The sequence below is a fragment of the Acinetobacter sp. ANC_7655 genome, from assembly GCF_056784015.1.
On sequence record NZ_JBWYJB010000013.1, the window covers coordinates 56,362 to 71,345 of the forward strand.

Annotated in this window: 12 protein-coding genes; 4 read left to right on the top strand and 8 right to left on the bottom strand. The window is 40.2% G+C overall.

Going from position 1 to position 14,984, the window contains the following annotated elements; translation table 11 throughout:
* Nucleotides 1–4: 4 nt before the first annotated feature.
* Nucleotides 5–835: a pyrroline-5-carboxylate reductase gene (proC, locus tag AC1M9N_RS12675; RefSeq protein ID WP_481597628.1), complete on the top strand. Its 831-nt coding sequence runs from the start codon at nt 5–7 to the stop codon at nt 833–835.
* 23 nt (nt 836–858) lie between these two features.
* Nucleotides 859–1,407: a YggT family protein gene (locus tag AC1M9N_RS12680; RefSeq protein ID WP_092768361.1), complete on the top strand. Its 549-nt coding sequence runs from the start codon at nt 859–861 to the stop codon at nt 1,405–1,407.
* Between the two features lie 78 nt (nt 1,408–1,485).
* On the opposite strand, the gene polA is transcribed toward AC1M9N_RS12680, so the two are convergent.
* Nucleotides 1,486–4,245 carry a DNA polymerase I gene (polA, locus tag AC1M9N_RS12685; RefSeq protein WP_481610016.1) on the bottom strand — a complete coding sequence of 920 codons (2,760 nt, stop codon included), beginning with the start codon at nt 4,243–4,245 and terminating at the stop codon, nt 1,486–1,488.
* Nucleotides 4,246–4,405: 160 nt separating this feature from the next.
* Here polA and AC1M9N_RS12690 point away from each other — a divergent pair, with 160 nt between their 5' ends.
* Complete coding sequence (locus AC1M9N_RS12690; protein WP_481954852.1) at nt 4,406–7,117, top strand: DUF2339 domain-containing protein; 2,712 nt, start codon at nt 4,406–4,408, stop codon at nt 7,115–7,117.
* A gap of 29 nt (nt 7,118–7,146) precedes the next feature.
* Here the strand turns inward: AC1M9N_RS12690 and AC1M9N_RS12695 are convergent, their stop codons facing one another.
* Nucleotides 7,147–8,064 carry a mechanosensitive ion channel family protein gene (locus AC1M9N_RS12695; RefSeq protein ID WP_180028502.1) on the bottom strand — a complete coding sequence of 306 codons (918 nt, stop codon included), beginning with the start codon at nt 8,062–8,064 and terminating at the stop codon, nt 7,147–7,149.
* A gap of 10 nt (nt 8,065–8,074) precedes the next feature.
* Entirely contained in the window at nt 8,075–8,893 is an 819-nt protein-coding gene (locus tag AC1M9N_RS12700) for a hypothetical protein (RefSeq protein ID WP_092768367.1), read from the bottom strand.
* A gap of 99 nt (nt 8,894–8,992) precedes the next feature.
* Here AC1M9N_RS12700 and gspE point away from each other — a divergent pair, with 99 nt between their 5' ends.
* Nucleotides 8,993–10,480, top strand: a complete 1,488-nt coding sequence (gene gspE / locus AC1M9N_RS12705; protein ID WP_481588729.1) for a type II secretion system ATPase GspE — start codon at nt 8,993–8,995, stop codon at nt 10,478–10,480.
* 228 nt (nt 10,481–10,708) lie between these two features.
* On the opposite strand, the gene AC1M9N_RS12710 is transcribed toward gspE, so the two are convergent.
* The 5 genes from AC1M9N_RS12710 to AC1M9N_RS12730 all read right to left on the bottom strand — a co-directional run bounded on the left by AC1M9N_RS12710 (nt 10,709) and on the right by AC1M9N_RS12730 (nt 14,789).
* The gene (locus AC1M9N_RS12710) at nt 10,709–11,134 is read right to left on the bottom strand and encodes an organic hydroperoxide resistance protein (RefSeq protein WP_481608957.1); all 426 of its coding nucleotides are present in this window, start codon (nt 11,132–11,134) and stop codon (nt 10,709–10,711) included.
* A 109-nt stretch (nt 11,135–11,243) separates the two neighbouring features.
* Nucleotides 11,244–12,071, bottom strand: a complete 828-nt coding sequence (locus AC1M9N_RS12715) for a carbon-nitrogen hydrolase family protein (protein ID WP_481587539.1) — start codon at nt 12,069–12,071, stop codon at nt 11,244–11,246.
* Between the two features lie 38 nt (nt 12,072–12,109).
* A complete protein-coding gene (gene gigB / locus AC1M9N_RS12720; RefSeq protein WP_035268529.1) occupies nt 12,110–12,616 on the bottom strand; it encodes an anti-anti-sigma factor GigB in 507 nt (168 codons plus the stop codon).
* A 112-nt stretch (nt 12,617–12,728) separates the two neighbouring features.
* On the bottom strand, nt 12,729–13,697 hold the full coding sequence (gene gigA / locus AC1M9N_RS12725; RefSeq protein ID WP_035268527.1) for an RsbU family protein phosphatase GigA: 969 nt from the start codon (nt 13,695–13,697) through the stop codon (nt 12,729–12,731).
* A gap of 117 nt (nt 13,698–13,814) precedes the next feature.
* Nucleotides 13,815–14,789, bottom strand: coding sequence for an MlaA family lipoprotein (locus tag AC1M9N_RS12730; protein ID WP_481591515.1), 975 nt, complete (start codon nt 14,787–14,789; stop codon nt 13,815–13,817).
* Nucleotides 14,790–14,984: the final 195 nt, after the last annotated feature.

The following is a 14,984-nucleotide window of genomic DNA, read 5'->3' on the forward strand; positions in this document are numbered from 1 at the left end:
GTTCATGAGTGTTGCGTTAAACTGTAATATTTGTTTCATTGGTGGTGGTAATATGGCTCAAGCCCTAATTGGAGGGTTGATTAGTCGTGGTTTACCAACAACGCGTATTACAGTTTCCGATCCTGTAGAACGTGTGAGAGAGTTATTAAAAGAAAAAGAAATTCAAGTTACAGACAATAATGAAGACGCGATCCAAAATGCTGATGTTGTTGTTCTGGCGGTGAAACCACAAGTACTGGCACAAGTTCTTAAACCGTTAAAAGATAAATTTGAGAATAAGTTAATTGTTTCGATTGTAGCAGGAGCTGAAATTGCAACGATTGCTGCATTAACGGGGACGGATTTTATCGTTCGTGTCATGCCTAATACACCTGCATTGGTTCAAACAGGTGCCCATGGTTTATATGCTCATGACGTTGTTGACCAAGCAAAGCGTGAATTGGCAAGTCAGATTTTAGCTGCAACAGGCTTAACACTTTGGGTAAACTCAGAAGAGCAAATTGATGCAGTAACTGCGGTATCGGGGTCAGGTCCAGCGTACTTTTTCTATATGATGGAAAGTATGATTCGTGCTGGGAAAAATTTAGGCTTGGATGAGAAAACTGCAACAGCATTAACGCTACAAACAGCTCTCGGTGCTGCACAAATGGCGATCACCAGTTCTAATACGCCATCTGAACTGCGTAGAAATGTGACATCACCAAATGGTACAACTCAAGCGGCCTTGGAAGTTTTTGATCGAGCGCAAATTTCACAGAATATTCAAGCTGCTCTTGCGGCTGCAAAAAAACGCAGTCAGGAGCTCGCTCAGGAATTAAGTGATAGTTCTAAATAACTAAATTTTAGGAAAATTGAAGTATGGGTGCGAACTCTGCGCTATTTTTTGACATTATCATTAATGTTGCGATTTTATTGGTATTTTTCCGTTTTTTAATGCAATTAGCGGCAGTCAGTCCATATAACCCTGTTGTGCTATCGACAGTGAAAGCAACTAAAATTGTAGATGTGTTTGGACGAATCTTGCCAACTGTGGCACAGGGGCGTGTAAATCTAGCAGCTTTAGTGCTGATCGTGTTGTTGTATTTTCTTAAGGTATTTGGCTATAAATATTTAAATGCCTTACCAACAGGCGATGCATTGTATTTTATTGGTTCAACAGTACTTTCAATGTTGCAGGCATTAATTTCAATTCTTAAATATTTACTGTTCGCTTACATCATATGTAGTTGGATTTTGATGTTTTCACAAACACGTTCACCCTATATTGAAGTGATTCAAGAATTAGCTGAACCGATGTTGGCACCATTCCGTAAAGTAATGCCAAATTTAGGGATGATTGATCTTTCTCCAATCCTTGCATTCTTTACACTTTATATTGCTGAAATCATGTTGAAATCAATTGGTTAAATCTAAATTGTGGATTTAAACAATTTCATAAAAAAGGACTCATTTGAGTCCTTTTTTACAATCTAAGAATCTTAGAAATTAGTGCGCTTCGCCCCAGTTTTTCCCTTTGCCGACTTCAACAACAAGTGGCACAGAGAGTTGAACAACACCTTGCATTGCATCTGCGATTTTAATAGCGATCTCGTCAGCGATCGCTTCATCTACCTCAAACACTAATTCATCGTGAACTTGCAATAATAATTTGGCCTGATCTTTAGGTAGAATTTTATCTACTTCGATCATTGCCATTTTGATAATCTCCGCAGCAGAACCTTGAAGAGGCGCATTAATTGCAGCGCGTTCAGCTGCCTTTCGAATCATCATATTGCGCGCATCGATATCTGGGGTGTATAAGCGTCGCCCTGTAATGGTTTCAACAAAGCCTTGTTCTAATGCGACTTGTCGTGTGCGTTGCATATATTCATAAATGCCAGGATAGCGATGGAAATATTGTTTAATGTAATTTTGAGATTCTTCGCGTGTGAATCCCAACTGACGTGTTAAACCAAACTCAGACATGCCATAAAGTAATCCAAAGTTGACTGCCTTGGCTTGGCGACGTTGATCATTGGTTACATCATCCAAAGCAATATTTAATACTTCTGCTGCAGTACGGCGATGAACATCTTGGCCGTGATTAAACGCGTCAACTAAAGCCTCATCTTGTGAAAAATGTGCCATAAGACGTAGTTCAATTTGTGAGTAATCGGCAGCAAGTAAAACCCGACCTTCAGGTGCAACAAAAGCTTTTCGGATTTGACGACCGATCTCTTCGCGAATTGGAATATTCTGAAGATTAGGATCAGTAGAAGATAATCGTCCAGTTGCGGTTAAAGCTTGATGGTAGCTGGTATGAACACGATGACTTTCGTTATTGGCTTGTTTGATTAAACCGTCAGTATAGGTACTTTTTAATTTAGACAAGCCACGATATTCTAAAATAAGTGCAGCGATCGGGTGATCAATTTTCTCAAGAATGCTTTCGCTGGTACTGTATTGACCTGTTGAAGTTTTCTTACCACCTTTTAAACCTAACTTATCAAAAAGAATATCACCCACCTGCTTAGGTGAGCTGACATTAAAAGGTTGACCAGCGATTTCGATAATCTGATTTTCTAACTCTAGAATTGTATTAGAAAATTCTTGACCCAATTGATCGAGGAAACTCAAATCGAGCTGAATTCCATTTTCTTCCATCGTCGTCAGAACTGCAGCTGTCGGCATTTCGATTTGATGAAGAATATTGAGAAGCTCTGGGATTTCTTTAAGCTTACGCTCCAATACCTCATACAAACGATAGGTTACATGGGCATCTTCAGCGGCATAATGCGCTGCTGTTTCGATTTCAATTTGATTAAAGGTTTTTTGTTTAGCACCTTTGCCCGCCACTTGTTCGTAAGTGGTGGTTAAGTGGCTAAGATAAACGCGCGCAACGTCATCCATACCATGGCGCGTCGCCACAGCATTGAGCACGTACGAGGCAAGCATGGTGTCAAAGTACCAGCCTTGTAAATGAATTCCATGATTTTCGAGAATATGAGCATCATATTTTAAATGATGACCAATCTTCTCAATCTCAGCGTTTTCTAAAATTGGTTTGATTTGCGCAAGAATAGCGTCGCGATCCAATTGCTCTGGAGCACCTTCATAATCGTGAGCAAGCGGAACGTAATATGCATCTTGGGCATCAAATGCCACAGAGAAGCCTACCATCTCTGCAACACGATAATCTAAACTTGTGGTTTCAGTATCGAAAGCAAAACGTTTCTCAGTAGTCAATCTTTGAAAGAGTTTTTCCCAATCCGCTGGTGTTAAAACGGTATGGTAAGTTGCCTCGCCAAGCTGATCATCTACACTAGTCTGAACCGCTTGGTCTTCGATTTTCGATGTTGCAGTACTCGGTTTTGCGACAACTTGACTTGATTGTTTATACGCAGCACTATTTGGATTGTTGGGATGATCTAAAGACTGAAGTTGATTTCTAAACTCAAGTTCGGTGTAAAGCTGACGTAACTCTGCAACATTTGGATCTCGGAGTTTAAGATCATCGTAGGTCAGATTCATGTCTAAGTCACAAACAATACTTGCTAGCTGATGATCTAGCGCAATACCATCTACATTGTCTTTAATATTTTGGCCTACTTTGCCTTTAATTTTATCGACATTTTCAAGAATTCCGCCTATTGACCCATATTCATTCAGCAGTTTAGCCGCAGTCTTTGCCCCGATACCAGGAACGCCCATGATGCCGTCAGAGGCATCTCCCATGAGGGTTAAATAATCAATAATTTGGTTCGGCCAAACACCAAACTTTTCAAAAACGCCATTCACATCCATGGGCTTGTCTTTAAAACTGTCTTCAAGTGTCACTTTGTCCGTGACCAATTGAGCCATGTCTTTATCGCCTGTAGAAATCAAGACTTGATAGCCCTCTTTTTCTGCACGTTTTGCCAGCGTACCGATGATATCATCGGCTTCCGCGCCTGGAATGGCATGGAGTGGGATACCTAAAGCGCGTATTAAATTATGTAAATATGGAATTTGTTGAGCGAGTTCGTCAGGCATGCTCGGTCGATCCCCTTTATATATTGGGGAAAGTTGATGACGGAAAGTTGGTTCAGGTGTGTCAAAAATGACAGCCATGTGTGTAGGTTGAACACGACGCATTAATTTTTGGATAGCAGAAATAGCTCCGCGAATTGCGTTGGTTTGTAAACCTGTTGACGTCGTTAGCGGTGGTAGTGCGTGATAAGCACGAAATAAAAAATATGACCCATCGACCAAGACAAATGGTGGCATTGAAACGTTCCTAATCCAATTAACTTTTTTATTGTACGTGATTTTCAGCAGTTGCGCTGATACAAGATTTGCAATCAAGTGTACAGAATATGCGATGAAAAACGCAAAATGCCAATTCTTGCTGAGGTATCATCAATCTAGTTAAAAAGGAATGATGTGTATGCTGAAGCAACATAGTGAAATAAAAATGATTTGGTTGATGCTACTCATCATAGTAGCGATCAGTGCTTGGGTTCTAGAGTTGCCGATCATTACGTTTTTATGTGTTGCTGCATTCCTCATAAGTGTTATGCAATATGCCCATCATGTTGAAAAACCGCTTACCAACATTGAGCAACAGACTCATTATTCGAAGCAGAATACATCACGATTGCCCTTATATATTTCGTCATTTTTTGCACTAATTGGTAGTTTGTTCGATTGGACATGGTTGGTTGGATTAGGTTTAACATTCTGGATTTATTTTTTTCTAAACTGGTTGCGACAACTTGAGGGTCGATTAATTCAAATCGGTGCTTTGCAGGAAAAGCTAATAAAACTAGATCGAGACGATCAGACCAGCACCACAAGTATTTTACAAGATTCAGAGGGAATCCAGACAAATCAGCAGCATGATTTGGGTTTTGGGATGCAAATCAGACGATGGATCTTTCATGGTAATCCTGTTCTCAAAGTTGCGATTACCGTCCTAGTGATTGGGGTCGTCTTATTATTGAGATATATGGTTGAACATTGGACCTTAAGTCTTTCAATCAAACTTTTGGCTGTTGCTGTCATCGCCGTCATATGTGTTGCCTTTGGTTATCATATACAGAAAAAAAACCGCGGCTTTGGTCTTGCTTTACAAGGACTGGGTTTTGCGGGATTGTTATTAAGTATTCTATTTGCTTATCACGATGATCTGTTAAATCTCATTAATACGATTACGCTTTACAGCTTGAGCATGCTGTCGTTGGTCATGCTGATTTTAAAACAGCGGTCAGTGGAGCTTTCCCTGATGGGAGTTTTGGTTGCTTATATTGCACCGTTCACATTACCTCATGCAGATTTTTCCTCAGCTCAATTACTGTCTTATTATCTAGCGGTCAATTGTGTTGTAGGTGTAATTTGTACATTACATCCATGGAAAATACTCACTCAAATAGCGTTGCTGCTCATTGTTGTTATCGGTGGTGGTTATGGCTTTCTGAATGGCGGTGTTGCAGAGAGATTCGTTTTATCCTGTCTAGTTATTGTACATGCGAGTGTATTTATTTGGTTGGGTTTCAGATTTAACCAGCTCGCTACACATCAAAATCAAGCTCATTTAGGTCAGCGTATTATTGACTCCGCATTGATTTATGTCAGTCCCTTGGTCGCATATGCATTTTTACATCTCATGTATTTAGATCAAACATCGGTTCAAATTGCCTTGTGTTTGGGTTTTGCATTGACTCACTTTGCGATTTTTAAAGTTGTGCAGCACGCGAAATTTGATACGGCGATTAAACAAAATTATTTAATGTTAGGTTTTATTTTTCTAAGTTTTATCCCGCCGATCTTGATCCCACAAGTATGGAGTGTGATCGGGTGGATCATTGAAGGACTTCTTATTTTAATTTGGGGCTTGCATCGTGAGTTTAGGGTAGGTCGAACATTAGGTTATGCGTTGTTAGCAGTTGGATTATTTTCGTATGTATACTATTTGATCGAGTTAGCATCAATTCCAAATATCATCCCATGGTTACTAGGTCTAAGTTATATCCTTGCGATTGTGGTCTCCAATGTTGTTATACGTTATCAAAAACAGCTGACACTGGCAGATAAAATTTTCCTGTCCATTTTTTCTTTTTTTGCGAGTCTTTTACTGCTTTATCAAGGTGTGGAAAGTTTTAGTGAACCAATGAGATTAATCTACACACTTGCATTCACAACTGCGATTTATTTTGCTGCCAATTTTGTGTTGCAACCGCGCCAAGTAGTCTCATGGTCATGGTTATTACCAAAATGGTTGGGGCTGATTCCTATTGTAGTGTTCGCAGCTATTATGCTGATCGATCAATACACTCAAGGAGTCATCGTCTGGCAGTCATTTGGTGAGCAAGGCTTGTTTATCTTGGCTTGTTTGGGCCTGAGCTATCTGTGGTTAAAACCAATTTCAAATGCTCAGTATGAAAATGAATGGATCGCCTTTGGTGGACTCGCTTCTTTAGCTTGTGCCAGCGTGGGTGTAGTTTCAATGTCACCTATGATGGGAGCTGTCCTTTTAACGTTGATACTTTATGGCTATAGTATTTTTAAAACAACAGACTTGAATAAGCTTTGGTTAACTAAGACTAGCCTCATTTTATTGTTGTGCTGGATTGTCAGCTCACAAATTTGGGTGGTAGAACCCTTTTGGAAATATTTTATCCCAATCTTAAACCCTATTGATGTCGTCAGTCTGACTGGTTTGTGGGTACTTATTCAGGTGCTTCGCAGTCAAATCAGAATGGGGCTAGAGCGAACACTTGGCGCATTCTTGATCTTACTCGCTGTGCTATGGGTAAGTAGTTATGTACTTCTTAGAGCCTTACATTTTTATTTTGCTACACCTTATAACCAGTGGATCATTTGGCAAGATTCTGCAGTGCAATTGGCGTTGACATTATTGTGGGTGGTCATGGCATTCATTGTGATGAAATATGCCGCTGTCATCCATAATCGAGTGGTATGGATGTTTGGTGCAAGTATTTTGGCGATCGTGACTTTTAAGTTGGTGTTGTTAGATTTATCCCATATCGGCACTCTAAGTCGAGTTTTATCATTTTTAGGCGCGGGAGGATTAATGTTGATTATTGCGTACATCGCTCCAGCGCCAGAGCAAAAACGAGTAGAAGAGACTAATGCTTGATCCTGAGATCAAGCATTAACCTTAATTCATTATAATTTAGGCTCTCTTTTGATTTCCTTATCATTGGCGTATTGGTCTATTTCCTCATCTGTCAACGAGGGTTGTGGAGGGCGATCAACAAAACCCATTTTAGGTACAGGAATTTCAATATGGTGATCAACAAAACCATTTCGAATCCGCTCTTGCATTTCATCACGCACTTTCAAAAAGTTTTCCTGTTGGCACCAAATGGCGAATAACAATTCGATTGAAGATTCACGGAATGCGGTTACCGTCACAGCTGGTTTAGGATCTGCTAACACCAAAGGATAGCTGTTCGCCACCTTTAATAAAACTTCTCGTACTTTAATGATGTCTTCATGAAAGTTGATTGCAAGTGTAATGGGAATGCGCCGTATCGGGAATTTAGAGAGGTTATGTACGGGAGCACGAATTAATTGCTCATTAGGTAAACGGACATAGACATTATCTTGAGTCAGTAATTTCACAGACAGTAAATCAATGGAGATCACTTCGCCTTCGATGGTATGTCCACGAATTAACGTAATTTGAATGGTGTCACCAATTTCAAAAGAACCTTCACCAATCAAGAATAAACCGCTAATCAAGTTCGTCGCAGAGGTTTGGGAGGCAAAACCCAGCGCTACGGTCAAGATACCAGCAGCACCTAGAAATACACTTAATTTAAAACCTGCTTCTTTTAAACTCGCCATCACAAAGATGAGGAAAATAAAATAAAAAATACCGCGCCGCCATACCAAACGCTGATGAGCATTAAATTTGGCGCCTATCGTTCTCACAAAAGTATTGGAAACGACTCGAGCAAAAAGGAATCCAATAAAGCAAAGCACAATCGCAATAATAATTTCAGTTAAGCGATCCGTATTGATATTGGTAAATATACTTTTGAGGCTATCAGCAATGGTGCCGGTAAGACTATCTGCCATATGCCCCCCCTTAGAAGAATGAATCAAACATGTTAAATAAAGTACTACCTGGGGCACGTGCTGGATTGACATAAATTACATCACCTGCCAATGGTGGGGTGCGATTTTCAATACGAATACGTGCTGGTCGATCCATCCCTTCGTGAATGACTTTAATTTGTGACGTCCACAATCGCTCTGTACTTTCACTATAAAACAAAGGCAGGGCAGGAACAGGTACATTCATTCGATCGAAACGGAGTTGATGTCCACTGACATTGTGAAAGTCAATTGGAGTGACCGCACGAAATGCACGTGGACGAAGTTGTTTGAGTTCTGTGCGACCATCGACTGAAGTGGCGTAACACATTTCACCACTGCGTTGATCAGGACCGAACCATGTATCTTTAGGCATAATGACCGGTATATCGAATAATGGGGTCTTTTGACTTTCGACATAACCTGAAAGCCACAGAGGGGTACTAATATAAAGCGTGCCACGTTGACCAGCTGGAATGTAAATTGGGTCTACAGGACGGATCACCACAGATCGATCTGCAAGACGTGGTATCAATTGAATTTTAGGGTGAGTTTCCCTGAACATGTAACGTTCAACATGTACTGGACGAGGAAATGAAAAATGGGGGTCATCCATTTCCTGCCACTTTTGTTCGTAGTCGTATTGAATTTGAGGACGGTAGTACTCCATGCGCCATTCTTGTAAGCCACGAGTGAGTCGAAAGAGCAATGAACCAAATTGCCAAGCACGCACTTGATTGAGTTCAAAATGCTGCTCACCCCACCACCTTAAAGTTGAAGGGTTTTGCTCAAGTTTCTGATCTAGAGACAATAGGGAATATCCTTAAATAAATTCATTAAAAAACTGTCTTCACGCTGTCAAATGCTTAGAGTACACTCGAGGTAATTTTAATCATGATTATCATCCCTTATGCAAGTACTTAAACAAATACAAATACCGTATAGTTTTGCAAAAAAGCATGGCGTTTTGTTGCGTTATGAAGGGGATCAAGTTTTTATTGTCCGTCGTCAAGATACAGCTTTGGTTGCTTTGCAAGAAGCACGCCGTTACGTGGGGCGTACAGCCCAATATCAATTGGCGACTGAACAAGATTTTAGTCAGTTACTCAGTTCAAGTTATGCTGGCGAGACAGGCGAGTCTCAGCAAGTGGCTGCTGGTTTAGAAGATCATCCTGACTTGTTAAGTTTAGCCGATCAAGTACCTGAAGCAGAAGATCTGATGGATCAGGAAGACGATGCTCCGATTGTTAGATTGATTAACGCATTATTGTCCGAAGCCATTCGAGTGAGTGCATCAGATATACATATTGAAGCTTTTGAAAAAAAGTTATCGGTTCGTTTACGTGTTGATGGGCAACTTCGAGAAATCGTGCAACCACGTCGTGAACTTGCCCCATTGTTAGTTTCACGTATTAAAGTAATGGCAAAACTTGATATTGCTGAAAAGCGAATTCCTCAGGATGGTCGTATCTCTTTACGACTGGCTGGTCGTGAGGTGGATGTCCGTGTTTCGACTTTACCCTCTTCACATGGTGAGCGCGTAGTAATGCGTCTTTTAGACAAGCAAGCAGGTCGTTTAAATATGACCCATTTGGGTCTGATGAAAGATGATTACGAGCGATTAACCCAATTAGTGCATCGTCCTCACGGTATCATTCTCGTGACCGGACCGACAGGTTCTGGTAAAACGACGACACTTTATGCTGCACTCTCGGATTTAAATGATGGATCTAAGAATATTTTGACCGCGGAAGATCCAATTGAATATCAACTTGAAGGTATTGGACAAACTCAGGTTAACACTAAAGTGGATATGACATTTGCGCGTGCATTGAAAGCGATGCTTCGTCAAGATCCCGATGTGGTGATGGTGGGGGAAATTCGAGATTTAGAAACTGCAGAAATTGCTGTGCAAGCATCTTTGACGGGTCACTTGGTATTGTCGACGTTGCATACCAATACTGCGATTGGTGCAGTGACGCGTTTAAAAGACATGGGAATTGAGCCATTTCTTCTGTCGAGTTCTTTAATTGGTGTGATTGCGCAACGATTGGTTCGTACTTTGTGTTCGCATTGTCATAGTTGGCGTGCCGCGGATGACTTTGAAAAAGAAATTTTTAAGAATGTCCATGATGGTATTGCGCTCAATCTGCCTCAACCAGAGGGGTGTGAACATTGTGCGCATACAGGTTTTAGTGGTCGTACCGCCATTTATGAAATCGTCCCTGTTGATGATGGAATGCGCCGTCTGATTCACGGGAATGCTGCAGAGTTTGAAGTTGAAAACTATGCTCGCCAGCAGTCAGGTTCGATACGTGATGATGGATTACGAAAGGTGCTTGAAGGTAAGAGTACATTAGAGGAAGTACTTCGAGTAACAAACGAAGCGGCGGAGTGATTCAGAGATTATTTAATAATTCTCGATAAAACGAAGTAGCGCTGATTTGAAATTAAGCCCGAAAGCTGAGGATTCAACAAAAGAGCCCAATCGGAGATGAAAGGGCTTCTTTTATATGGTTAAACAACTGATTTTAAATGAGTTCTAACATGAACTTAACCTACAACGCTAAAAAAGCTGAGATGCAATATGCATATCAGCGTGATTTTTAGGATTGAAACAACTGGATCAAAAAATCACATTCAAGGTCACATCAATATTGCCACGTGTTGCATTTGAATATGGACAAACGATATGAGCAGCATCTACTAGCTTTTGAGCTTGCTCTTTATCCAAGCCTTCCAGATGAATATTTAAAGTGGCTGCTATTCCAAAACCAGTTGGAATAGGACCAATACTCACTTCACCTTCAATATAAGCATCTGGTGTGATTTTCAATTTATCGCGGTTGGCAACAAATTTCATCGCACCTAAGAAACATGCAGAATAACCAGCAGCAAATAATTGCTCTGGATTTGTTCCACCACCGGGACCACCCATTTCTTTTGGTACAGCGAGCCGAACATCTAAAATTTGATCTGATGATGTAGCACGCCCATCACGCCCACCAGTAGCTTTTGCATGTGCGGTATAAACAACTTTTTCTAATGACATGATTCCTTCCAGATAGAGTATAGGTGAATATCTATACTCTCTGATTTAAAAGGAATGATAAGCGGTAATTTTGTAAAGCTTGGTATTCAATTTTTTATGTGTGAGCAGGTTAAAGCTGAATAAGTTTACGATGCTGAATTAATGGCATCGATTCTCTAATTTTTTTCTGTTCATCGATGTCAAACGGAACTGTAATCATTTGAGCACCTTCTTCAGAGATGATATCTAACAATTGACCACGAGAATTCGCAGCACCAGAGTGACCCCAGGTTTGTCTTTTTTCACCGTGCCACCCTTGTTGAGCTGAGCCTAAAACTTGGCATTGACTATCCATGGCACGAGCTTGTAAAAGTAATTGCCAGTGCATTTGACCTGTCGTGTAAGTAAAAGCAGAAGGTGCTGTTAAAATATTTGCGCCTTGTGCGCGCAGCTTTAAAGCAAGTTCAGGAAAACGAAGGTCATAGCAGACCATTAAACCAATATTGCCAAATGGAGTTTTAGCAATGACGGTTTGATCACCTGGTTCAAAAAACTTAGATTCTTGATATCCACCTACCGCATCACCGACTTGAACATCGAATAAATGAATCTTGTCATAACGTGCTTCTGTCTTTTCAGGGCTAATACAAAGACTGGTTGTTCTGACACGACCATCTGGCACAATGGTGCCGTCTGGGCGAAAAGGACAGGGGAGTGTCCCAGCAACAATCCACATTTGATATTGATGAGCAAGTTGTTCTAAACGAGATTGTATTTCTTCAAATCGTTCAGCAGTCTCACGCTGTTTGCCTGCCGCAAAACAAACGAAATTCTCCGGGAAAACGATCAAGGAGGCCCCTTGATTCTTACTTTTTGCTAACAATGATTCAATGACTTGAAAGTTATTTTCAATATCATTTTGGGAGTTCATTTGGGTGACAGAAAGTAAGGTTGTCATGAGGTTCTCCTTAAGCGCTCAGTATGCTTAAGAGAATATCAGATGCTGTGATCGATGGTATCTTGTTGTTGTTCTAATTGTTTAACCAAAGGTTCGAACATATTTTGGTTATCAGCATTTAATTTCATTAATGTACGATGAGCATCTAATACAGTTGAAAGCATTGCATTATGTGTGATGTGTTCGTCCAATAAAGCGCGCGTGCACACATTCGGATCTCCGCAATAGTTTAAAATTACGAAAACCTGACCAAGACCCATACTGTTCGCAAGTGTAGTGATATCTGGGTTAGTAGATAACATAACAGCTTGAACTTGATGCACTTGTTTGAGCTTTAATCCAAGTTTTGCGAGGATTCCAAGCACAGTACTGTCTATGAATGTAGTTTGGGTTAAATCAACAATTGCGCCTACGACGTTTTGTTGTTGTTCAATCCGAGATAATAATTTATCAAGGCTTATACAAGATTGAGCGCGCACTTCTCCAATGAGTTTGAAAATGTGCGTACCATCCAAGCTTGCATATTCAACATGACCTGTTGACATATAAATGCCATTTGCAGAAAGGATGCTAAAATTATCACATAGCGCAAGTCGATACTCAAGTAGTCTTCAGTCGTAGATCGATTTATAAACAGCTACACTATTGATTATTAACTTAATTTAGACGTTGGAAGCTGAGTATTGCAATATCATCTGCAACATGTTCAGGAACTTCGAATGATTGATTTTGCAAGTGATAGACCAATTGTGTGAATTGTTCATTCAATCCACCATCAAAAGGTTCAAGTGCACCATCTGAGCAAATAATAAAACGAGCTCCACGATTCAACGTACATTCAAACTCTTCAATTTCGAGATCTTCAGTAAGACCTAAGGGAAAGCTGCTGGTGTTGAGGATGCGAGCATCCTGATTAGGTTCAAAGATAATTGCTGGAGGGTAATGCCCTGCGCTTGACCACTTAAGCTGGTGGGTCTCTAGATTCAATGTGCCTGCAATCATTGTAATATGCTTTTCGATGTTCTCTTGTAAAAGCATGCCATTAAGTTTTTTGAGGAGTTCTCGTGGGGTTTTCGATCTACCGTGAAATGCAGCCATCCAAGAGGTAAGAAGTGAGCTTGTTACACCATGTCCAGAAACATCAGCGAGATAAAATAAGATTTCACGATCACTGAGTTTCCAATAATCATACCAATCACCAGATAAGTAAGCTGACGGTTGAAATAAAGTCTCGACTTTATAATTAAGTAGGTCGATTGGGTTGGGTAATAGTTTTTTTTGTAATTCGGCTGCGGAGGGCAGGTCGCGGCTGTCCTGATTACGTTTGTATTTTGCTTCAATTTTAGCAATCGATTTTGCGAGGTCTTTTGGAAGACGATCCCAAATCCAGCCAGCGAGTGCACCAAGTTCCCATGCTTGCGAGAGTTGAAGTCCCTCATCTGCATGACCTATCACGATCGTAGGGAGGGTCCATTTATATTGCAGAAAATCATTAACATCACTAATGGCAATGATGGTTGAATCGTAAAGATGAAGATCATCTATATGAATCATTTGTAAACTCGGCAGAGCCTCTAGAACGCTATCTAGAAGATGGATGTCACGAGTGGGTTGAATGAAATACATAGATGAAAGAATCAATCCTAAATGCTTTATTTATAAAACTATCTTAGACGAACTTATATCGAACGCCAAGTTAAAGTCTAAAAACAGAAGATTTAGACTTTAACTTGCATATGGTTTCTATTCGGATTCCATAGACTCATCCATGAAGGATTCATCATCTGAAAAATCATCTTCAATAAATAGTCCAGAACCCGTTTCTAAACCGCGTTTTTCAGCAATAACATAGTTTTTTCGTTGTAAGTAGGCATCACGCATTGCTGCATACTTGTCACCTTGCAAGACTTGTTCAATCTCTAAAAGTTGAGCACGTGTATCTAATGCGCTAAGTGCCCAGTCACTATAATAGATGCGATCATGACCATCGAGTAAATATTTTTGAGGGCGTGCCTGACTATCCACTACGCGACCAACAGTATCACGGAGGGTGCTTGGTCCCATAAAAGGAAGAACGAGGTAAGGACCAGAAGGGACACCGTAATAGCCTAGAGTAGTTCCAAAATCCTCATCTTCCATTGGGAGAGATAAGCGACGTGCAGGATCAGCGAAACCAAGCGTTGTAATTGTATTTAATGTAAAACGACCAAACGTTTGTGCGGCACGTTTAAAGCGACCTTGAGCAACCTGATTTACAGCATTCCATGGCTCACCCAAATTGTCTCGGAAGCCACGTACTGAATCTCTAACTTGTTCTGGAACTTTATCAGCGTACTGCACGGCTATGGGGCGCAAGACATTTTGATCGACAACATCATTAAATGCGTAGATTTGTCTGTTTAAAGGTTGAAGTGGATCTTTTTCATTTTCAGGTAATGCTGCTGTTGCATTGACTTTGAAATTATCAATTTTTAAATTTTTTAAATCTTTGATAGATCCATTGGTGTTAACTGAATTTTCTAAAGCTGGTTGTGAAGCCTTAGCAATATCGTTGTTTAAAGGCTGGTTATTATCATTTGAGGTAGACAACTTATCAGATGTTGATAATGCAGTATCGTCAGCAATTTTATTGCCTGCAATCTCAGGTTGTTTGGCGTAAGCGGGTGCTGCTAAACCAATACTTAACATACTGACCCAAATAAGTTGAGAGTACTGCATAAAAACATCCTAGAATAAAAGCTGAATATTAGTCTTATTAAATAAATAGTAAGTACGAACAGAATAACGCCATTATAGCGAGAGTTGAAAGCAGTTTACTAAAGTATATTTGCACAAAAAATGTGAATTAACCGTGAAAAAAGAGTGATTTTGTAGAAAATATAATCACTTGTTAAGAAAATATAATTAAATTTT

What these genes read in the sequence shown, in the direction of transcription:
- proC (WP_481597628.1), top strand. Translation starts at nt 5, where the DNA reads ATGAGTGTTGCGTTAAACTGTAATATTTGTTTCATTGGTGGTGGTAAT.
- AC1M9N_RS12680 (WP_092768361.1), top strand. Translation starts at nt 859, where the DNA reads ATGGGTGCGAACTCTGCGCTATTTTTTGACATTATCATTAATGTTGCG.
- polA (WP_481610016.1), bottom strand. Translation starts at nt 4,245, where the DNA reads ATGCCACCATTTGTCTTGGTCGATGGGTCATATTTTTTATTTCGTGCT.
- AC1M9N_RS12690 (WP_481954852.1), top strand. Translation starts at nt 4,406, where the DNA reads ATGCTGAAGCAACATAGTGAAATAAAAATGATTTGGTTGATGCTACTC.
- AC1M9N_RS12695 (WP_180028502.1), bottom strand. Translation starts at nt 8,064, where the DNA reads ATGGCAGATAGTCTTACCGGCACCATTGCTGATAGCCTCAAAAGTATA.
- gspE (WP_481588729.1), top strand. Translation starts at nt 8,993, where the DNA reads ATGCAAGTACTTAAACAAATACAAATACCGTATAGTTTTGCAAAAAAG.
- AC1M9N_RS12710 (WP_481608957.1), bottom strand. Translation starts at nt 11,134, where the DNA reads ATGTCATTAGAAAAAGTTGTTTATACCGCACATGCAAAAGCTACTGGT.
- AC1M9N_RS12715 (WP_481587539.1), bottom strand. Translation starts at nt 12,071, where the DNA reads ATGACAACCTTACTTTCTGTCACCCAAATGAACTCCCAAAATGATATT.
- gigB (WP_035268529.1), bottom strand. Translation starts at nt 12,616, where the DNA reads ATGTCAACAGGTCATGTTGAATATGCAAGCTTGGATGGTACGCACATT.
- gigA (WP_035268527.1), bottom strand. Translation starts at nt 13,697, where the DNA reads ATGTATTTCATTCAACCCACTCGTGACATCCATCTTCTAGATAGCGTT.
- AC1M9N_RS12730 (WP_481591515.1), bottom strand. Translation starts at nt 14,789, where the DNA reads ATGCAGTACTCTCAACTTATTTGGGTCAGTATGTTAAGTATTGGTTTA.